18 protein-coding genes and 1 pseudogene are annotated in these 21,332 nt (G+C 41.1%); 12 read left to right on the top strand and 7 right to left on the bottom strand.

Annotation, left to right across the window (positions count from 1 at the left end):
- The first annotated feature begins 57 nt into the window (after nt 1–57).
- The 3 genes and pseudogenes from secB to NRI_RS01515 all read left to right on the top strand — a co-directional run bounded on the left by secB (nt 58) and on the right by NRI_RS01515 (nt 3,862).
- Entirely contained in the window at nt 58–555 is a 498-nt protein-coding gene (gene secB / locus NRI_RS01525; RefSeq protein WP_015816210.1) for a protein-export chaperone SecB, read from the top strand.
- Between the two features lie 272 nt (nt 556–827).
- Nucleotides 828–1,604: a TatD family hydrolase gene (locus NRI_RS01520; protein WP_015816231.1), complete on the top strand. Its 777-nt coding sequence runs from the start codon at nt 828–830 to the stop codon at nt 1,602–1,604.
- A gap of 403 nt (nt 1,605–2,007) precedes the next feature.
- Nucleotides 2,008–3,862: pseudogene (locus tag NRI_RS01515) on the top strand (ATP-dependent helicase).
- A 273-nt stretch (nt 3,863–4,135) separates the two neighbouring features.
- On the opposite strand, the gene nrdR reads toward NRI_RS01515, so the two are convergent.
- Nucleotides 4,136–4,585, bottom strand: a complete 450-nt coding sequence (gene nrdR, locus NRI_RS01510) for a transcriptional regulator NrdR (protein WP_015816229.1) — start codon at nt 4,583–4,585, stop codon at nt 4,136–4,138.
- Nucleotides 4,586–4,832: 247 nt separating this feature from the next.
- Here nrdR and glnA point away from each other — a divergent pair, with 247 nt between their 5' ends.
- From glnA to tyrS, 6 genes are all read left to right on the top strand, one after another.
- Entirely contained in the window at nt 4,833–6,239 is a 1,407-nt protein-coding gene (gene glnA, locus NRI_RS01505) for a type I glutamate--ammonia ligase (RefSeq protein ID WP_041351440.1), read from the top strand.
- Between the two features lie 6 nt (nt 6,240–6,245).
- Nucleotides 6,246–6,677, top strand: a complete 432-nt coding sequence (hemJ, locus tag NRI_RS01500; RefSeq protein ID WP_015816227.1) for a protoporphyrinogen oxidase HemJ — start codon at nt 6,246–6,248, stop codon at nt 6,675–6,677.
- 50 nt (nt 6,678–6,727) lie between these two features.
- Complete coding sequence (locus tag NRI_RS01495) at nt 6,728–7,255, top strand: thiamine phosphate synthase (RefSeq protein WP_238523027.1); 528 nt, start codon at nt 6,728–6,730, stop codon at nt 7,253–7,255.
- A gap of 53 nt (nt 7,256–7,308) precedes the next feature.
- Complete coding sequence (gene lon / locus NRI_RS01490; RefSeq protein WP_015816225.1) at nt 7,309–9,789, top strand: endopeptidase La; 2,481 nt, start codon at nt 7,309–7,311, stop codon at nt 9,787–9,789.
- 228 nt (nt 9,790–10,017) lie between these two features.
- Nucleotides 10,018–10,479 (top strand): bacterioferritin, encoded by a 462-nt coding sequence (gene bfr / locus NRI_RS01485; RefSeq protein ID WP_015816224.1) that lies wholly within the window; start codon nt 10,018–10,020, stop codon nt 10,477–10,479.
- 19 nt (nt 10,480–10,498) lie between these two features.
- Nucleotides 10,499–11,674, top strand: a complete 1,176-nt coding sequence (tyrS, locus tag NRI_RS01480; protein WP_015816223.1) for a tyrosine--tRNA ligase — start codon at nt 10,499–10,501, stop codon at nt 11,672–11,674.
- Between the two features lie 337 nt (nt 11,675–12,011).
- On the opposite strand, the gene hpf is transcribed toward tyrS, so the two are convergent.
- The 3 genes from hpf to NRI_RS01465 all read right to left on the bottom strand — a co-directional run bounded on the left by hpf (nt 12,012) and on the right by NRI_RS01465 (nt 14,895).
- Nucleotides 12,012–12,572 (bottom strand): ribosome hibernation-promoting factor, HPF/YfiA family, encoded by a 561-nt coding sequence (hpf, locus tag NRI_RS01475; RefSeq protein WP_015816222.1) that lies wholly within the window; start codon nt 12,570–12,572, stop codon nt 12,012–12,014.
- Nucleotides 12,573–12,903: 331 nt separating this feature from the next.
- The gene (ftsZ, locus tag NRI_RS01470; RefSeq protein WP_015816221.1) at nt 12,904–14,022 is read right to left on the bottom strand and encodes a cell division protein FtsZ; all 1,119 of its coding nucleotides are present in this window, start codon (nt 14,020–14,022) and stop codon (nt 12,904–12,906) included.
- Between the two features lie 6 nt (nt 14,023–14,028).
- On the bottom strand, nt 14,029–14,895 hold the full coding sequence (locus NRI_RS01465; protein ID WP_015816220.1) for an RNA polymerase factor sigma-32: 867 nt from the start codon (nt 14,893–14,895) through the stop codon (nt 14,029–14,031).
- A gap of 510 nt (nt 14,896–15,405) precedes the next feature.
- Between NRI_RS01465 and NRI_RS04070 the strand changes: the two genes are divergently transcribed.
- From NRI_RS04070 to map, 3 genes are all read left to right on the top strand, one after another.
- Nucleotides 15,406–15,903: a disulfide bond formation protein B gene (locus NRI_RS04070; RefSeq protein ID WP_049751169.1), complete on the top strand. Its 498-nt coding sequence runs from the start codon at nt 15,406–15,408 to the stop codon at nt 15,901–15,903.
- Nucleotides 15,881–16,408: a demethoxyubiquinone hydroxylase family protein gene (locus tag NRI_RS01455; protein WP_015816207.1), complete on the top strand. Its 528-nt coding sequence runs from the start codon at nt 15,881–15,883 to the stop codon at nt 16,406–16,408. Before NRI_RS04070 ends, NRI_RS01455 begins: the two co-directional genes overlap by 23 nt.
- 205 nt (nt 16,409–16,613) lie before the next feature.
- Nucleotides 16,614–17,402, top strand: coding sequence for a type I methionyl aminopeptidase (gene map, locus NRI_RS01450; protein ID WP_015816208.1), 789 nt, complete (start codon nt 16,614–16,616; stop codon nt 17,400–17,402).
- Nucleotides 17,403–17,549: 147 nt separating this feature from the next.
- Here the strand turns inward: map and rpe are convergent, their stop codons facing one another.
- The 3 genes from rpe to NRI_RS01435 all read right to left on the bottom strand — a co-directional run bounded on the left by rpe (nt 17,550) and on the right by NRI_RS01435 (nt 21,332).
- Entirely contained in the window at nt 17,550–18,203 is a 654-nt protein-coding gene (rpe, locus tag NRI_RS01445) for a ribulose-phosphate 3-epimerase (RefSeq protein ID WP_015816206.1), read from the bottom strand.
- A 298-nt stretch (nt 18,204–18,501) separates the two neighbouring features.
- Nucleotides 18,502–20,949: a DNA mismatch repair protein MutS gene (gene mutS, locus NRI_RS01440; protein ID WP_015816192.1), complete on the bottom strand. Its 2,448-nt coding sequence runs from the start codon at nt 20,947–20,949 to the stop codon at nt 18,502–18,504.
- Between the two features lie 188 nt (nt 20,950–21,137).
- Nucleotides 21,138–21,332, bottom strand: a complete 195-nt coding sequence (locus NRI_RS01435; protein ID WP_041351437.1) for a hypothetical protein — start codon at nt 21,330–21,332, stop codon at nt 21,138–21,140.

Below are 21,332 nucleotides of genomic sequence, written 5' to 3'. Positions count from 1 at the left end.
CCACACTTACTCTAAGCTACATCTACAGTATCGCTTATATTTGTAAAGAATACAAAAATGCCCAACAAAGACGAAATCACCAATGATGAAGTACAATCCGAAAACGAAGAAAACCTCCCATTGGCACGACCTGAAGGTCAATTCATGAAGTCAATAGCTCTAGACACGCCTAACTCTCCGGAGGTGTTTAGCATCATGAAAAATCCTCCGGAAGTGGATGTGCAGTGCAATATAGACAGCAGAGCAATAGATGAGAGGAACAGTATATATGAAGTGGTTCTTGATTTAAAAACTGAAGCACGCATAAAAGATAAAGACTCTCCAGATGAAACACGGGTTGCGTTCGTTTGTAAGTTGAAGTACTGCGGTGTCTTTACGATAAAGAATCTCACTCAGGAACAACTGAGGCAGACACTACTTGTCGAAGCACCTACGTTGCTCTTTCCGTTTGCAAGGAGAATTATAGCCACGGCAACAACTGATGCAGGTTTTCCACCTTTGATGCTTGCACCTATAAATTTTGCTCAAAAGTACGCTGAGAGTCAAAGAGATTAATTGTTTTCCGAGTTTGCGTTCTGCTTCCGCATATTTCTGATATGTTACCTTGTTTCAGTTGTGTTGGGTGCAGATTCGCCCCGCGGTGTGTTATGAGATAGTATCCGTTGCTCGTTGTTGCTTTCTTTCTACATCTTCTACCTTGTTCACAATCCGGTTTGCTGTGCATTTTGTGGATGGTTTTGCCTATGTATCTTCTCCTGCCCGCGTCTCTACTCTTCCTGTCGTGATGCCTAAAATTTTTGGATCCATTTCCTAAATCAGATTGCCAAATGATTTTTGATTCGCATTGTCATCTTCTTTTCTACAAAAAAGAAGCAATAAAAGATATTGTGGAAGAAGCAAAAAGAAACGGTGTAGGAATCTTAAATAATATCGCGACCAAGTTAAGCGAGGTTGAAGATCTGCTTTCACTTTCCGAGCAATTCTCCAATGTCTACTGCTCCGTAGGCGTACACCCAAATCACGTCGCACAATGTGAATCTCTAAAAGAAACACTCATATCATTGGCAACACACGAAAAGGTGATAAGCATAGGCGAAACAGGATTAGATTACCATTACGAGTACACTGCAAAGAAAGCTCAACAGGAATCGTTTAGAGAGCATATAAGAGCGGCATTGGAATCAAACTTGCCACTAGTAGTGCATTCGAGAAATGCTGAAACTGATACAGCACGTATACTGGAAACTGAGTTGAGCAACAGTAGAACATCAGTAATCCTCCATAGTTTCGCCTCATCCAGAGAACTTTTCGAAGCAGCGATAAGAAATTCTTGGTACGTGTCATTTTCTGGGATAGTAACATTTAAAAATGCAACAGAAGTACAAAAAATAGCCGTTGAAGTACCCCTGGATAGAATGCTTATAGAAACCGACGCACCGTATCTTTCTCCTGTCCCGTTAAGAGGCAAAACAAACTATCCCTCGCACGTCGTGCACGTACTCAAATACATAAGTAAACTTAGACGCATCGAAAGCGAGGAATTGTCGACAAAACTAATGGAGAATTTTCTTAGGGCGTTTCCAAAGGTCATGCGACCAACATGATAGTATCCATACTGATATAGACCACAAAAAGGTAAGTCCTCTGTCAAATTTGCAAGACCTCGATCTTATCACTCAAACTCAGCAGCCATTTGCATATGCCCAATAACCGCCCTACCATACTATGGAACATGAAAGTAGAGAGATGTTTCTAACACGAAGATAACGACAAAAAAATCCATAGTAGTTAATGAACCTCGCTTTAACATTTTTCTTTCTACCTACCTGAAACAAAATTACTTAGTAAGCGGTCTAAATTTCCAGCTTGCGTACTCTTAAGACATAATTCAGAGTGACAGCACATTTGAAGAAACAACTCAGCAAACAAAGTGCAACAGTGCTTGAACAACATGTAGAAGAGAAAAATTATGTGGTACGATCTGGGCACCTTGCACGATCAACAATTATGAATCTGAACGATGAGCAAAGACTTGCCGTGGAAACTGTAAACGGTCCCGTCTTGATACTTGCTGGTGCGGGAACAGGTAAAACAAAGACATTAGTGCATAGGATAGCCCACCTGATTAAGTCAGGGTATGCACATCCGAATCAGATTATGGCTGTGACCTTCGCAAATAAGGCTGCAAATGAAATGATCCAGCGTGTTAATGAGATTGTAGGGGAAATGAAATTTCACTGGATTGGAACATTTCACGCAGCAGCAGCGAAGATCCTAAGAATCGAAGCAGATAAACTTGGCTTTAAACCGGACTTCACAATATTAGATGTGGACGACCAAGTCAGAATGCTTCAGAAAGTCGCCCAAGAAAAAAAAAATCGAAGCAGATAAAGCACTGCTTAAAAAGTACTTAAGCGTGATCTCCGCATGGAAAGATAAGGCCTTCACACCAAGTAGGGTAAGGTTTAATAATGCAGCAAACACATGGTTCGAGAAACAAGCACTCTCTGTGTATGATGCTTACCAAGAAAAACTCAAGGAAAACAATAGCATGGACTTCGGAGATTTACTCATGCACAACGTTACTCTTTTCAATAAGGACGCAGAAACTTTGGAAAAATACAAAGAGAAATTTAGATACATCATGGTAGATGAGTATCAAGATACAAATTTATGCCAATACCTATGGTTGAGGCTATTAGCGCAGAAGCACTCAAATATCTGCTGCGTTGGGGATGATGATCAATCAATTTATGGGTGGCGTGGTGCAGAAGTAGGTAACATACTGAGGTTCGCAAAAGATTTTGAAGGAGCAAAAGTCATCAAGCTGGAGCAAAATTATCGCTCGACGAACAAAATACTTACTGCCGCGCACAATGTCATAAAAAATAATCAGTCCAGACTCACAAAGAAGCTATGGACAGCATACCCTGGCGGCGAGGAAATACAAATTTTCACCTACATGGATAGTGAACAGGAAGCAAGAGCTATCATCAGAATGATAAAGGAAAGAAAATTAGTGTGTCGCTACAGCGATACGGCCATCCTTGTTAGGGCAGGCTTTCAGACTAGAGCCTTTGAGGAAGCAGCTATTCACGAAAACGTCCCCTACCGCGTCGTTGGAGGACTGAAATTCTATGAGAGAAAAGAAATAAGAGATGTTATCGCTTACTTAAGGCTCGTTGTGAATCCAAATGACAATTTAGCCTTCGAAAGAATAATAAACACACCAAAAAGGGGCCTCGGACAGGCATCCCTGAACAAGATATATAACTACTCACTTGAGGAAGGTTGCTCGATGTTTGAAGCAGCCAGAAAACTTGAGGAAAACGAAAAACTTAAAAGTACAGCGCTTCTGACATTTGTAAAACAAGTTAGAAAATGGCAGGAAGAATCTCTCAATCACAGTTTGCACGACTTGCTGAAAAAGATCACACTGGAATCCGGATATATATCAGCATTAAGAGAGCAAGACGAAACGAGAATTGAAAACGTTGATGAGCTTTTCAGAGTGATCCAAGAATTCGATGATGCTACAGACTTCCTACAACACGTGTCACTTTTGACAGAAAGTGATGCACAAATAAATAACACTGATGCTGTCAACGTGATGACACTACATGCTTCTAAAGGACTGGAATTTGAGCAAGTATTCCTCCCAGGTTGGGAGGATGGAACGTTTCCACATGCAAGGTCTCTCTTTAGTACTGAACAAATTGAGGAGGAACGTCGTTTAGCTTATGTTGGAATAACAAGAGCAAAAAGGTTTTTAACAATAACAAGCGCTCATCGAAGATTAATAAGAAACTCTTGGCAAAACACTGTAAAATCGAGATTCATGTTGGAATTAGCAGAGAAATAAAAATTAGTGATCTTAAACTGCAAAGAGAAAGACTAATGCCCCGACCAAAAACAAACCATCAGATTTAGCAAACATGAGAAAGCGTATCATCATTTTACCGGTAGGTACGGAATTCTATTCCTCGCATACAACCTATGTTAAAAAGATGTCCGGAACAATCTAAAAATACTTATACTTGCTAAAATTCTTTACAATAAAGGTATTTATTCTTAGATAGACGGGGAAAAAGCAACCATCATCACAATCACTTTATAAGAACTGAGAGAGACGTTGCTAGGAAGTGAGACTACCTATCAACTGAATAAAATCCTTTTCGTTTTCAAAGTTCATGTATACCGACGCAAACCGAATAAAAGCAACTTTATCCAGAATAGCAAGCTCTTCCATAATCAGCTCCCCAATGACCTTTGCTGTAATCTTTGCATCATGAATGCGTTCAATCTTATAAATGACACAATTCATTAGTTCATCTACCCTTTCCCGGGTCACAGGTCTTTTGCGTAACGCGATTTCCACCGAACGCATCGCCTTTTCTCTGTCGAAACTTTCACAACTACCGTTCTTTTTAATAACCTTTATTTCTTTAAGTTGTATAGTCTCAAAAGTGGTAAACTTAGCACCACATTCGCCACAGAAGCGCCTTCTTTTTATGAAGGTACCTTTATTGACAGAACGTGAGTCTCTAACGTTAGTATCTTGGTTACCGCAAAATGGACATTTCATATCACTCGAACGGAAAGTGCAAACTGGACTCTTGAGCCACTGTTAAAAATTATCAGCTCTAAAGAACCAATCGCATAGAATACAGATTTACCCAAGCAAGGTAAAGACAATTTCGGTAAGTAGGATTACCTACCTTATTAGTCAGATACTTTTCTCATGCAAAAAAGCAGCTTAGAAGAAACCCTAAAACAGATTGCACAATCAATGAACGAAGAATACAATTACCCTTGGTTTTTTTGCTACACAAGTGACAAATAACAGAGCTGCCTCTATACTCGAGTTCGTGGCCAAAAACGAGATTAGGCTTATTGATTTCAGATTTACCTCGATCACCGGGAAGTTTTTACACATCACGCGTCATAGCGATAGTATCACCACAGATGCTCTCACGCATGGCATTTCGTTCGACAGCTCGTTGATTCAAGGCAGGCATGACATAGATAGATCCGATGTAGTGCTCGTACCGGATCTTGACTCGTGCAGTTCTTTCTTAGATCCATTCGCTGCACAGCCGACATTATGCCTTATTTGTGACATCGTGGAACCACGTGGAAGTGATTCTTATGAGCATAGTCCACGCGCAACAACAAAGAGAGCTGTGGAATTTTTACGCAGCACCGGAATAGCTGAAAAGGCATTCTTTGGTCTCGAGATGGAGTTTTTCGTACTGGATGATGCTAGGTTTGCCGTCAAAGAAAACGGAGCTTTTTTTGAGCTAGATTCATCAGAAGGAATCTATAACTCTGGCAGACGGTATGAATATAATAATCACGCTCACAGAGAAGGCAGCAGAAACTGCTATCTGGCAAGTCAACCCTCGGATTCTCTAAATGACATAAGGGCAGAGATTCTAGAAACGCTCAGAGAGGTAAAAATAAAACCGTTGCTACACCATCACGAGGCTGCATCGTCACAGTGCAGAATAGGCTTCCACCACGGAGAAGCTTTGGAGACTTCTGACAATATGCAAAAATGTAAGTACGTTACACGCAACGTTGCTAGTTCTTATGGAAAGTCGGCTACTTTCATGCCTAAGCCATTCAAGGACTACAACGGCAGTGGGATGCACTTACACATATCGCTCTGGGAGAATGAGCAAAATTTGTTCGTGCCGCAAGATCCAAGAGAGGAGATTTCACAGTTGTGTAAATACTACATTGGTGGAATCATAAAGCATAGGAAAGCGCTAAACGCCATTTTGAACCCGCTTACCAATAGCTATAAGCGCCTCGCAGATATCCATAATGCATCTTGCGGGCTCGATTATTCGCCTGAAAATCGTCTGGCAGCAGTGAGGATTCCACACTGCAGGAAAGGCAATTTTTCCGGGAAGAGAATAGAGGTTAGATTTCCTGATGCGGGTACTAATCCCTATATTGGAACTGCTGCTTTAATTATGGCAGGTATAGCAGGGATACGGGAGAAAATCCTACCGGAAACCGCTGTAGAAGTCGAAAAGCCCTCAAAGGTTTCTCTATCTAGATCTTTAGAAGAGGCACTCCTCGCACTCGACACTGATAGGCAATTTCTGACAGAAGGTGGTGTGTTCACGAATGGTCAGCTTGATACCTATATAAAGCTCCTAAGTGATGACTCCAGGGAGTTATCAAAACATCCTGTACCGATTGAATTTATCAAATACTATAGCGTTTAAAGTCGTATGAGTATTGGCACCGATTGGGTGGAGGCATTTCATATCATTGTTGTAACAATGTGGATGGCGGGCCTTTTTTACCTACCCAGGATCATGGTCTATCACGCCGAAGTGGATGTTGGCACTGAAACCGATTCTGTTTTCCGCGTGATGGAGAGACGTCTGCTCTGCTACATTATGACACCTGCTATGGTGGTAAGTATTGCCCTTGGATTGCTGTTAGCAGTCGATACAGGTCACATTCTGAGTGCATGGCTACATCTAAAACTACTTTTCGTAGCTGTATTAGTGTCTTTGCACATATTCTTTTGGCGATGTTCCGTTGCCTTTAGTAGAGGGTGTAATAGATACTCGAGCACGTTTTTTAAGTTCGCGAATGAGGGAGTCACAATTGCGTTTATCGCAGTTGTTATACTGGCGGTGACAAAACCATTTTGATGTTCTTCAAGCGCTACGCCCACCTTTTTAGATGGTTGTTCGTGATCGATGTGATATCTTCCCCGTCTGAAATTGTATTTGTCTTGAAACAACTACCTCTGGAAAGTCTCGTTGTGTTGCGGTGTTACGAACATTTGCAAAGGAAAAACTTGGCACACTGGCTTTCAAGAATATGTAGGAAGTTGCGTTTGATTTTTCTCGTTGCTGGCGATCCTTTTACTGCACTTGCAACGCGTGCATCAGGACTACACGTGAGAGAGTCAAGTTTCAGCAAGATGAGAAAGTGGCGGTACTTAAAAAAGCGGTGGTTTATAAGTTGTGCATCGCACAGTGTAAAACAAAACCTCAAAATACAAGCAGCTGGTTTTGATGCAGCACTTTTCTCACCAGTTTTTCATAGCAAGAAAACTAACTTTAAGGCAATGGGAGCAACAAAATTTCTTAAATACCAAGCTTTTACAAGAAAAATTGACGTCTTTGCACTAGGAGGCACTGCAAAAGCAAATATATCGAAACTGAGAGAAACTAGGCAAAAAGTTGGTATTGCGGGAATTAATTTGTATAATGACCGTCTGTGAGCTTGAATACAAAATTCTAGCACCCATATATCACGTAAGGAAATGCATTTTTTATGTCAGAAGAAGAGCTGAATAATCGTGACACAGAGTCAAAGCAAGAACATGATGAAGACAATTCTAACTTTGAAGCGGGGTCGGCACACCTAAATTTACCGGTTCTACCTCTTAGGGAGGTTATCTTCTTTCCCGGTGATTACCTTCCAATATTTATAGGAAGGAAGGGGTCTATACAGGCAATGGATAAGGCACTGGCGGAGACATCTGAAAATACTGGAAGGATGCTCTTGGTTGCACAGAAAAATCCAAAAAAGGAAATTCCGGAAGGTAAGGATTTGTATGAGGTAGGTGTCATAGCAAAGATCGCTGAACCAAAGATCAATCTCCAGGATGGCGGTGTCAAGCTTATGGTAATCGTTGAGTGTCGTGCACGCGCTGTGAATTTCAGAAAAAGCGAGGAAGTACTCGAAGCTGACGTACTTCCAATAGAGGAAGAGGAAGGCGACAACGTGGACATAGAGGCGTATCGAAGGGCAGTCGTTCAGAATTTCGAAAAGTGCGTCAAGTTGAGCGAGACAATTCCAGATGAAATCATTGGACTCCTCTCGCAAATAGATTCCACGAGCAGAATAGCAGACTTGGTGACTGCAAGTATAAACCTCAAGCTTAGTGTAAAACAAGAAATACTCGAAACTGTAGACCTCTTAGAGAGAATAAAAAAAGTCCATGCACTCCTGGAAAAAGAGCTTGGAGTATTGCAGGTAAAACAGCAGATTAAGGAAAAAACAGAGAGTCAAATTAAGAAATCGCATAAGGTATACCTACTTAATGAGCAACTGAAAGCAATTACCAAGGAACTATACGACAAAGAAGGCGAAGAATATGATGAACTCGTCGATCTAGAGAAAAAAATAGGAAATAGTAAACTCTCTACAGAAGCAAAAGAAAAAGTTTCAAAAGAACTGAAAAAGCTCAAGAACATGGTACCCATGTCTGCTGAAGCAACTGTCGTTCGTAATTACATAGACTGGATCATTTCCCTTCCTTGGAAAAAGAAGGGCAAGATGATTACGGATATTGCGGCATCAGAACGGATTCTAAAGGCAAGTCATTACGGCATAGAAAAGGTCAAAGAGCGGATTATTGAATACTTGGCTGTGCAAAACCGTACGAAATCGTTTAAGGGCTCCATACTATGTTTACTTGGTCCTCCAGGCGTTGGAAAGACCTCCCTTGCTAGCGCAATAGCAGAAGCCACTGGCAGACCGTTCGTGAGGATGTCACTTGGTGGAATAAAAGATGAATCTGAAATTAAAGGTCATAGAAGAACTTACATAGGTGCAATGCCAGGAAAGATAATTCAGCATATGAAAAAGGCAAAATTATCTAATCCTGTCTTCCTTCTTGATGAAATAGATAAGATGTCTTCGGATTTCAGAAGCGATCCTGCTTTTGCACTTCTAGAAGTACTCGATCCAGAACAGAACGCACATTTTGTAGATCACTACTTGGAAGTTGAATACGATTTAAGTGATGTCATGTTCGTTGCAACTGCAAACAGCTTAAATATGATTCCTGCATTGTTGGATCGGTTAGAAATAATACGTCTGGAAGCCTATTCAGAAGAAGAAAAATTACAGATCGCGGAACACTATCTCATCGGGAAACTACAAAAGGAACACGGTCTGAAAAAAAGCGAGTGGAGCATTTCCAAGGAAGCACTGAAATTACTCATACGTCGTTATACTCGTGAAAGTGGGGTACGAAATCTGAAGAGAGAGCTGGCAAACTTGATGAGAAAAGCTGTCAAGAAGTTAGGTGTGCAGTCTGGTGTCAAATCTATAGAAGTTTCAGTTAAAAATCTGAAGAAGTATGCCGGCGTGGAAAAATATACCTTCGGTACTGCAGAACCGGAAAATTTAGTAGGTATGACCACGGGTCTTGCCTATACACAAACCGGCGGGGATTTAATTATGATAGAGGCAGTCTTGCTCCCAGGAAAGGGCGAGGTTCGTTCTACAGGAAAGCTTGGAGAAGTAATGCAAGAGTCTGTTCAGGCAGCCTACAGCTTTGTCTGCTCAAATTGTAATAAGTTTGGTTTCACATCGAAGTTCTTCAAAGGCAAAGACGTGCACGTTCATGTACCTGAGGGTGCAACTTCAAAGGACGGCCCATCTGCAGGGGTTGCGATATGCACTTCTATCGTCTCAGTGATGACTGGAATACCAGTGTGCTCAAATGTTGCAATGACCGGAGAAGTTAGTCTCAGAGGAAAAGTAATGGAAATTGGGGGTCTGAAGGAAAAACTTCTAGCGGCTGTGCGTGGTGGTATAAAAACTGTCCTTATACCAGCTAGCAATGAAAAGGATTTGGAAAACATTCCAAAATCGGTCAGAAACGCTGTGAAGATCATTCCTGTCTCCACCGTATCAGAGGCACTAATGTTCACTCTTGCCGAGCAACCAACGCCACTTACGGTTGACGTCTGGCCAGATATCCCGTTGTCCTCCACACAACAGTCAGAACAAAGGGTGTGATTTCTAGATCAGGCTTTAGTTAAGTTTCTCTGAAATCGGTCTGTTTCGATGTTTTGGACGGTTGCTTTTGCACCAGTTGTGTATTAGTAAGCAGGCTATGGATTAGTATAGAAAGTTATTGTCCTGACTATAAACGTATCTTTTTACCCCACCTTCAAGTACTAGTGGACTAGAAAGATTTAGACTTTTCTACTACAATTGCCCCTAATATCATCATCCGGGTGCCCAATGACAACTTTTTCTTCGGTGGAGAGGCTAAATGACGCTTTAGAGCGTGAATTGTTAGCAATAAATCAGTATTTTATTCACTCAAAAGTTTTCAAGGATATGGGTCTTCTTAATTTATCCGAGGCTTTGAGAAGTCGTTCTATTGGAGAGATGCACCATGCCGACGCACTACTCGAGAGAATATTTTCCTGTAAAGGAAGTCCGAGAGTTGGTTATAAAGAAATGGGCACATGTCCAAGAAGTGTAGAAAAAATTTTTGAAAAAGACCGCGATCTCGAACTGGAAGCTGTTTCTTCGTACAAGAAGTCAATCGTGGAATTCGAGCAAAACGAGGATTTTGTGAGTTCGGCTCTGATGAGATCTCTTCTACAAGACGAAGAAAAACACTTGGAGTGGTTGGAGCAGCAATTATCTTTAATTCAGAACCTGGGAATCCAACAGTATTTGGTGAAGCACGGTTAAAAGCTTAGTTCTCTTGGTCATGCTGAAAATAATTGAGGAGAGAGGTTATTTCCTCCAGTGTACAGACAGAGAGGCATTGGAGCGTCGTTTACATTCAGGTGAGAAGCTTGTCTTCTATTTAGGTTTTGATTGCACAGCATCTGCTATACATCTGGGACATCTAGTACCGTTGATGCTGATGCGCTTGGTAAAGAGTTATGGACATGAAGTAATAATACTACTTGGTGGTGGTACTACTCTCATAGGGGATCCATCTGGAAAAGACAAATCCCGCAAAATACTTTCCAGGGAAGAAATAAATAAGAATATTGGCACCATCAGCAAAATCGTGAAGCGCATCATAGGAAATGTACGGTTCGTTAATAATGCTGACTGGTTGGAAGACATTAGATACATAGATTTTCTCCGAAACGTGGGACGTCACTTTTCTATAAATAGGATGCTCACCTTTGATAGTGTGAAAAGTCGTTTAGACCGTGAATCTCATCTTAGTTTTTTAGAATTCAATTACATGATACTTCAGGCTTACGATTTCGTTGAATTAAACCGCCTGTATAACTGCAACGTACAAATAGGTGGAGGAGATCAGTGGGGCAACATAGTCAATGGTGTAGAGTTGGGAAGAAAATTGAGAAATACACAGATGTTTGGTTTGACCGTACCATTGATCACAACCGCTTCAGGAAAAAAAATGGGCAAAACTGAGGCAGGAGCTGTCTGGTTAGATGCAGATCTATACTCGCCACATGATTATTGGCAATATTTCCGCAATACCGAAGACTCGGATGTGGAAAGGTTCTTACGACTTTTTACTGAGCTACCAATCGATAAGATAAAAACTCTTTCAGCGTGTGATGATGCTCAAATAAATGAGTCAAAAAAGGTACTAGCCACCGAGGCAACCAGAATATGTCATGGCAACGCAATTGCAGAAGAGGTCAGCGCAAGTATAATCAAGGCCTTTGAAGAAAATGATCCGTCTCAGTTACCAGAAATCGCTATTCCACGTGGTTCAGATATAATCGACGTAGTCATTCGGATCGAAGCCGCTTCCTCTAGAACTCAAGCAAAAAGATTGATAGAGTCAGGTGCAGTTAAAATAGATAAGAAAAAGATACTTACCCACAGCATCGACCTGCCGGAGCAATTTGTTGTGAGTGTTGGAAAAAAACAGCGCAACATCATAGTGACCTAACACATCTGCGATAGATAGCAGCACCGCATGCATTGAACCCTCGCTTTATCTGCTTCCCACTGCAACCCGCACAGAACCTCCTACCCTCTTTCCGGCTAGGTGGAACCGCAGGAAAAGACACCCCGGAGAGCGTCCTCACACATAAGGTGCTCATCACTGGTACATATTACCTTCTTTAGCAAACATCCCAAAAACCGAGCCAAAAATTATCATTAACTTTTGTCTTTAACCTCCTCATCTATAGCAGAAAAAAGAATATATACAAGAACCTATCCATCTGTCACCACCCCAGCAAGCAGTATGTAACCCAAATCATCAATTACTTTGCCACCAAGTATCAATCTATCTCTTTAAACTCTTGGTTTGTATCTAGAAGAAGGATAGTCTCTTTTGAATTATCTTCTTTATGAATTATATTCAACTTATTCGTTTCAAGATTAATAAAAACAAAAGCCGGCAGTGCCATAAGGTCCATATGCATTATGGCTTCCTCTAGAGAAAGCTGCCTAAGATGAATTTTCTCCTCCTTAACAAGAATAGCCCTCGGCCCTTGTGTTTCATACTCATGATGATGTAGAGCAAATTTCATGCTGCACTTGGCCTCCGATTTATGCTCCTTCAATCTATCTTTGTACCGACGCAACTTTAATAATATTTTTGAAAAAGCATTATCAAAGGCTAGATACGGATCATGAGACTCACCACTTGCTTTGATTAGCGATATAGGGCTATTTACGATTACATCTACGTGAAAGAAGCGTCCCTCCTTAGAAAGCGAAACACGAGCACCTGCAGCTTGTGTGAGATGCTTCTTCACACTGAAAAGAATCCGATCAGTGATATACTCAGATAAGCTGGAACCTAAATCAAAACCATGCCCAGAAACTGTTACTTTCATCTCTAAAAACACTCAACCCAAAGGGTAAGATTAGCAAAAAGATCACATTACGAAAACCAATAAAAGTACATCTGGAATCTCTCCGGACACAAAAAAATAATAATTTGAACCCGAAGAAGAAGTGTGTCAGAACACTACATACCACGCAAGAGTTTTCTGTCTGGGCCGCGACATCTTAACAAAGACTAGAAAATTGCACACACTATGAAAAAAATGAAATTATTTCAAGAGAGAAAACGAAACAAATAAGCACGGTAAACCAGGAGAGCGCCATTCGACAAGACCGCAAAAACGAACCCTACAAAACACGATTAGAATGCACAAGAAAAAATCAAGATTTCTTCTTTACTCTGCGGACAAAAGCCGGAATCTCGAGCAACTCCATCTTTTTCTGCTCGTCAGATTTTTCCTCTCTCCACCCAGAAAAACCTTCCTCATCTAGATCCGCTGTCTCGCTCAATTCACCATGATCTGGAGAAATTCCAGTGGCAACAACAGAGACCCTAACAACATTACTCATGGACTCCGAACAAGTAGAGCCAAAAATTATATTAACATTTTCACTAGCTTTCTCCCTGACACAATTTGCAGCTGCATCTACCTCAAAAAGCGTCATATCGGGACCACCAGTAATATTAATCAAAATACCTTTTGCATCTTGCACAGAAAGATTATCCAACAACGGATTCGCTATAGAATTCTCAGCTGCTTTAACTGCCCTATTCTCGCCCGAAGCCTCACTCGTCCCCATAAGAGCTTTGCCCATCTTGCTCATGACTGAACGGACATCTGCAAAATCAAGGTTAATGTACCCTGGATTAACCATCAAGCTACTTATTTCTCTCACATGAAAATAGAGGATTTTATCAACCTCTTTAAATGCATCCGCAAACGTTGTTTTTTCATTCGCTATCCTGAAAAGATTTTGATTATTAATCACTATATAGGTATCCACTACCCTCCTTAACGCTTCAAGCCCAACCTCAGCCACCTTAGCCCTGCGAGCACCCTCAAAATAAAAAGGTTTCGTCACAACTGCCACGACCAGAACTTTTCGCTCCATTGCCAATCTTGCTATCACCGTTGCTGCACCCGTACCGGTACCACCGCCCATACCGGCAGTGATAAATAGCATATCAGTATCTTCTATGGCCTCAGCAAGCTCATTAATGGACTCTTCTGCTGCTTGCCTGCCGATTTCAGGTATGGATCCAGCTCCCAACCCCTTTGTAAGATTAGCACCCAATTGAATCTTCAGATCAGCAAGAGAATGCTCAAGAGCTTGTGCATCAGTATTCGCAGCAATAAATTTAACACCACGGAGGCCCGAGTTAATCATATTATTAATCGCGTTACCACCTGCCCCACCGACCCCGATAACCGCTATTTTGGGACAAAGCAAGCTCTGACGCTGATTCTGTTCTAACGGTACAGATAAACGCAAGGTCATGTTCGGTTATACTATCCCAAGTTTTCTTCCATGTTCTTCCACATATTCCGCCACTTTCTTCATCGCCCGAGCATGTATCTGTCTAACCCTCTCTTGAGAAATAGAAAACTTCTCACCAAGTTCTTTAAGCGTCCTAGGAACTGCACTCAGGCTTCTAGCAACAAAAATCTCTTTATGACGCGCTTCAAGTGATTCAACCGCCTCATAAAGTAACCGATTTTTCATCTGTCTCTCCCGTGTTTCTGAAAGAACAGCCTCCTGATTTGCTTCTGGAAAAGGAATAAGATCGTGAACTTCTGAACTACCATCCTCGCCCAACTGCATATTCAAAGAAACATCCCGAACATTTAGAATTCTTTCCATTTCCTCTACATCATTTTTTGACACTTCAAGCATTTCTGAAATCTTCCCCACCACCTGGTGCTCGTCCAGGCCGGCAACACTACCAGAATTCTTCAGCTTGCGCAAATTAAAGAAGAGTTTACGCTGAGCAGCTGTCGTACCAATTTTCACTATAGACCAAGACCTTATGACATACTCGTTTATAGCAGCTTTTATCCACCATATTGCATAAGTAGCGATTCCATGCCCGAGCGTCGGGTTAAAATTTTTTATAGCCTTCATCAGACCAATGTTTCCCTCAGAAGCAAGATCCATAAGAGGAAAACCATAATTCCTAAATCGCACAGTCACCTTCACTACCAGCCTCAAATAGGCTTCAACAAGCCTCTGAGCAGCTGAAATGTCCCTATGAAGAAACCACCTATCTATAAGGTCGCGTTCCTCTTCCTCCTGCAGTATCGGAATCGCTAAGATCTTCCGTGCATAGGCATCAAACTCAGAATTATCAACGGGTAATGAGAGCTCTCTCATGCAAACAACACCAAAAACTAAAGGATTATAGCATACCTACCTCATGATTACATTCTGCTTATCATGATTTTTCTCTCCGTTGATAAAAAGGGAAGTACACATAACTCAGATTGATCACAACAGTACCAGATGATCCACATATTCCCCGTAAAATCTACGGCAGTATAACTTTGAAAGTGCTTTTTGTTCCGTGGAAAGCACTCTTTTTCCGCAAAACACAAGAATAACGCCGTTAAAATTTGAATAGTGCTCTTTAGTGGTAAACCGGGTTTGGACATGCAGACACATGTGTTTAAGCAGGGCTTATTATAAGGTAAGCTAGCAGACACGAGGTATCACAGAGCTTTATACCCATAACTATGGTGCAAAATTACCTACACAATGCTACCATAACGCTTGATTTTCTTAACCTCCTAAGGTGCCACAAGAGTATATCATTCAACTCTTTGTCAAATTAATAAGTACTTTGGTTTAATATTTAAATTAATACGTATATAGTATACTAGAGCAATGCATAAGCATCTCCTATCCTCAACCAGATTGGTCGCGGTTACGCTTCTTGTACCTTCTTTGCTGGCCCTGTTCCTAGCTGTAATCTTGCAATATGGATTTCATTATTATCCGTGTGCCCTTTGCATATATGAGAGATGGCCTTATTTTGTTAGTACGATAATAGCAATCGGACTTCTTTTAACGGAAAATGGAAATCGCTTCCTCATCTACTTTGCTGTGGCATCCCTTCTTTCAGGCACACTGATAACGCTCTACCACATAGGAATAGAGATGCACATTTTCACCATGGCAGAAAATTGTGCAATCACATACCGTGATACACTTAACATTGCTAATCTGTATGAACAAATTGCCACAAATGAAATAGTACGTTGTGATGATCCACAAAAATTACTTGGAATACGTTTGACTTATTTAAATCTGTTGTATTCTCTAGGAAGTGCACTTTTAGTAATTTTTGTGTGTATTAAAAATGAAAGCCGATCCACTAATTGACAGAATATTGAGAGTAAACCATGCAGGTGAATCAGCTGCTGTCTATATTTACAGAGGCCAATTGCGTGGCCTTCAAAATAATCCAGAGAAAAGAGAATTGATTTACGAGATGATGAAAACCGAACAAAAGCATCTACAGTTTTTTCATTCTCAAATTATTCAATTGAGGGCTAGGCCAACTATTCTATTAGGAGTTTGGAAAGGCGTTGCTTTTGGGGTGGGATACCTAAGTGCTAAGGCGGGCGTCCAAGTTGCAATGTCTTTTACCGCCGCAATTGAGGACACAATAGATAAACATTACCAAAAACAAATAAAGTTTCTCGCCAAGGTTAAACCAAATGAGCATCAACTCTTAGAAAAGATTATCCAATTTCACCAAGAAGAACTTGAGCATAAAGACATAGGATTGGCAAATGAGGCAAAAAAAGCACCATTTCATTCCATCATCACAAGAGTTGTAAGTCTAGGTTGCAGACTTGGAATTTTCATCGCAGAAAAAATTTAGGTATATTCTTTTGAAGTTATGTACCCCTCTTTGAAGTGGCACGTTCTATTACATCGAGATTTGTAAGGAAACTAAAATGTTTAGCATCACACATTAGCTGGTCACGCAGTTGTGTAGTTATGTCGCATGGCAAAAAGAGGTTAATAGTTCGGTACATGATTATGAATTAACAGAACTCACAATTGGGAAAAGATCTACTAAGTTTATGGTTACAGGAATAAAGGTACACTCAGGGGAAGATTTTGAATCCATGAGAAAAGCTGGCCACTTAGCCGCAGAAGTACTGGATTACATTACCGATTATGTAAAACCAGGTGTTACAACTGATGAACTAAACAGCTTATGTCACGAATTTATAGTTGCTGCAGGTGCTATTCCTGCGCCATTGCATTACAAAGGCTTTCCAAAGTCGATATGCACCTCCAAGAATAATGTTGTCTGTCACGGCATCCCAGATGCCGTACCTCTAAAAGATGGAGATATACTCAATATAGATGTCACAGTTATTCTTAATGGCTGGCACGGCGATACAAGTCGGATGTACTTCGTTGGAACACCTTCTATCAAAGCAGTGAGACTGTGTAAAGCCACTTATGAGGCGATGATGGCCGGCATTTCAGCGGTTAAACCAGGCATCCCATTTAACGCAATTGGTCATGCAATAAACGCACACATCTCGCAATACGAATACTCAATAGTCTACCAGTATTGTGGACATGGTATAGGACAAACGTTTCACGCACCCCCAAATATTGTACATTATGCATCAGATGAAAATAGTGCTCTTATTATGGCACCCGGAATGTTTTTCACTATCGAGCCAATGATAAACGCTGGTAGAGCTGATGTAATACTCGATCGGAGAGATGGATGGACTGTCAGAACAAAGGATTTGTCGCTGTCAGCTCAATTCGAACACACTATCGGAGTAACCCAAACCGGATACGAAATCTTCACTCTTTCACCAGCTGGGTTACATACTCCAAACTTTTAGAGCTGTGAAACAGTTACACGTTGAATATATTTCGCGTTCTGCCAGCATGCAACTCCACAATAAAACACGGTTCTCAAATAACATGCGCGCACTGGCGTAGAAACTACGTTTTATCATCAAGACATATAAAAGCCAACACAGGTAAAATCACACCAGTGAACGTAATGATGCAATCTTAGCGCCAAGATTTTTTCTATTAGAAAAAAGATACGATCCTGTAATAAGTGTCTCGGCACCAGCAGAGACTACAAGATTTGCTGTTTCGGCATTTATTCCACCATCGACAGCAATGGTTACATAAACACCAAGTTCAACTATTCGACGTCGTACCAAACCCACTTTATCAAGCTGGGATGTAAGAAAAGTCTGAGATGCGAAGCCTGGATTCACAGTCATGATCAAAACCGCATCTATCGAGTTATATAGATATCTGAGCGCTTCCTCAGAGGTAGCTGGATTTAACGCAACACCTACTTTGACACCCTGACTTTTTATCGCATTCACCATCCTATCCAAGTGAAAACATGCTTCACTGTGCACAAAAATGGTGTCCGCTCCTGCATTGATATAGTCCTGAAAAGTCTGCTCAGCATTCAGGATCATTAAATGTACTTCAATAGGAATTGATGTGATTCTCTTTATTTGCTCTATTATGACAGGTCCAAAAGTGAAATTCGGTACAAAGTGCCCATCCATCACATCAATGTGAATCGAGTCGGCCCCTGACTCTTCTAGCAGTTTCACGTCAGAATGTAGATTTAAAAAATCAGCTGACAGCAAGGAGGGGGAAATCTTGATCATCCGATGCAAAGGATTAAGTTAGGTGGATTCTAAAATGTATATCAGGAAAAGCGCAATTTCAAAATTAAACAGTCATATATCGACGCTACTGTGTAACAACTGCCACTATATTTGCCTGCCACAGTGATCACAAAGGAAAAATAAACGCTTTCAATATGGATTCTAGTTGCACATGCTACGCGAATAACTCCTTCTCTAAATTAATAACCTAAAAAATACCCCCTCGCCCACCAGTAACCCACATTGATTCAAGAGAAATTCAAAAAATTTAAGAACAAATGATACGTACTATCCCTCACTAGTGTTTCACTTTGATCCTTTCATTAGAAAGAGAACTCTCCATGCTGAGATTCTTTTCCTTTGCTATTTCAGTTGCGCGACGGATAATCGATTCGGGAATACCAGAAAGCATTGCTGTATGTATTCCATACGACTTATCACCTCGCCCAGGAACAACTTTATACATTAAAAAAATCTCATCTCGCCAGCGTTTTACTTCAATTGAGTAACACTTCATCCGTGGAAGTTTACTTTCCAGATCACAAAGTTCATTGTAATGAGTTGCAAAAATGGTCTTACAGTTTACTGAATCGTGCAAATACTCAAGAACGGCTTGTGCGATTGAGATACCGTCTAGAGTAGACGTGCCTCTCCCAACCTCATCTAAGATCACAAGAGACCTGCACGTCGCATTATTAACTATATTTGCTGTCTCCATCATCTCCACCATAAACGTTGACTTCCCCCTGGCAATATTATCAGACGCACCAATGCGACTAAAAACTCTATCTACAACACCGATGTGAGCAGAATCAGCTGGTACGAACGATCCCATTTGAGCCAGTACAGTTATCAATGCATTTTGACGCAGGTAAGTACTTTTTCCAGCCATATTAGGCCCAGTTAAGACACACACACGCTCTTCGGAGGTAAAAGCTAGATCATTTGGCACAAATGCATTCACCTGTTCTACAAATGGGTGTCTACCCCCAGAAATGCGCAGTTCGTTACTATTATCAACCTGTGGACGCACATATTTTCTTTGAACAGCGATCTCGGCAAAGGAAACTATAACATCCAGTTCTGCCATCGCTGCTATCATTTCTTTCAGTGGACTCTCAGATGCAAGAATTTTTTCACAAAGTTCCCTAAAAAGTTCCAATTCTAACTTTCTGTAGTTCTCGTTTGCTTTTGCTATCTGTGCTTCCAAATTCTGCAACTCAAGCGTTGTATAGCGTATATTGTTCAACAAGGATTGTCTGTGAATAAAAACTTTACTATCAAGAACCGGCGCAGACTTAGGAACCTCGACATAGTAGCCTATAAGGTTGTTCTTACCCAATTTCAAAGAGTTAATCCCAGTATTTCTTTTGTATGTGATTAACAAATCATTCATCACCACATCAGCGTTGGTGGATAACATATTCAACTCTAGAAGTTTTGGGTGATATGTAGGATCCAGAAACGGACCGTCTACTTTTCTGTTAGAAGTTGGTAGAAATGCAGTACGCAAAGTCTCCATTAATTCATCGTTTGGTGCACACTTATCATATATGCTTCTGATATAATCGTCCTTTAAAAAAGAAGAAAAGTGCTCAGCAAGTAAAAGCGACGCTTTCATACAGGAAAGCACAGCAAGACAATCGATTGGCTCTCCACGATTCAGTGCAATGCGCGACAGTGCTCGCTCTGCATCTGGAATGTTAGAAAGTTCGGTACGCACCTTTTTTCGCAACTCTTCTTGTATAAAGAAAAATTCCACCCTGTCTTGACGGGTTTGAATTTCTTCAACCGATATCAAAGGAGAAACGATATAGCTCTTTAGAAGCCTCTTACCTCCAGCTGTACAAGTCTGATCAATTACTTGTAGTAGACTATTCTTCTCACCTGGTGTTTGTGATTCTATTAACTCCAGACCTCGGACAGTTGATGCATCCAGCTCAAGATAGTGGCCCCTCTCATACCGTTTGGGAAATTCCAACTGTTTTAGCTCCCCCATCTGCGTTGCACGTGCATAAGCAATCAGAGCACCACAAGCGACAATTTCGCATGGAGATCTAGCATCCATAAAACCTAATTGAAGAACATTATAAAACCCTCTCAATTCGTTTTCGGCATACTCAAATTGAAAAAGGTTATTAGGACGTCTCGTTATATGGATATTGTGTTGTTCTATAAGTTTTCTTAGTTCTGAATCAATTGTATCTGGAAGTAATACCTCTTTGGGCTCAGTTTTAACGAGATAACTCTCTAAAGAAGCTGGACTAGCACTTGTGAATACAATCTTCTTTGTAGAAATATCCAGCCACGCTATACCAATCTCATTTTTTCCAGGAGCAACACAAAATAAATAATTGTTCTCCCCACTTACAAGAAGATTATCCTCAGTCAGTGTCCCAGGAGTCACCAACCGAACCACATCTCTTCGGACTATAGCCGTAGCACCACGTTTTTTCGCTTCTTCTGCTGTTTCCAATTGCTCACAGATAGCAACTTTACGACCCAGCTTTACTAATTTGTTTATGTAAACTTCATAAGAAGAAACCGGCACCCCACACATCGGAATATCTTTTCCCTTGTACGTACCCCTTCGAGTAAGATGTAACCCCAGTAGAGCAGATACCTCGCGTGCATCTTCGAAAAACATTTCGTAAAAATCACCTACTCTATAGAAAATAACCGCATCCGGGTATTGGCACCGGACCTCCAAATACCGCTTCATTGCGGGCGGGAATTCTTCTGACATAAATAAATGAGATTAGCCCAAAAGGAACAATTCTCTCTCACCAAGACAAAGATTGCCAGCAGCAGAGGGGCAAGATAGACCGGCAAGGAGAAACAAAGCAAAGGGCGAACAAAGACGAAAACCCGGGTGGAGCTGCGCCAGAAAGAGGAGAAAGGAAAAGAAGAAAAAGCTAGAACGCAGGAGAAACCCTATCCTCTTTCTCTCCCGTTCTCCTGGGAGTTAGAAACAGCATCACACTGCTGGACAATGCATGATCCGCTTTCAATACTCTGACTCAGGTCATTCAAATCAAGGCTTGCTTGCAGAATAGTCCCTTGTAGCGAAGCAGCGGCGGCAGCAGAACTTGAACTTATTGGAGACGGAAAAAACAAACTTTTCAGCAT

Source organism: Neorickettsia risticii str. Illinois (genome assembly GCF_000022525.1).
In the GTDB taxonomy this organism is placed as follows: domain Bacteria; phylum Pseudomonadota; class Alphaproteobacteria; order Rickettsiales; family Anaplasmataceae; genus Neorickettsia; species Neorickettsia risticii.
Note: the sequence above shows the minus strand (reverse complement) of the source record. Positions and strands in the feature narration are given on the sequence as shown.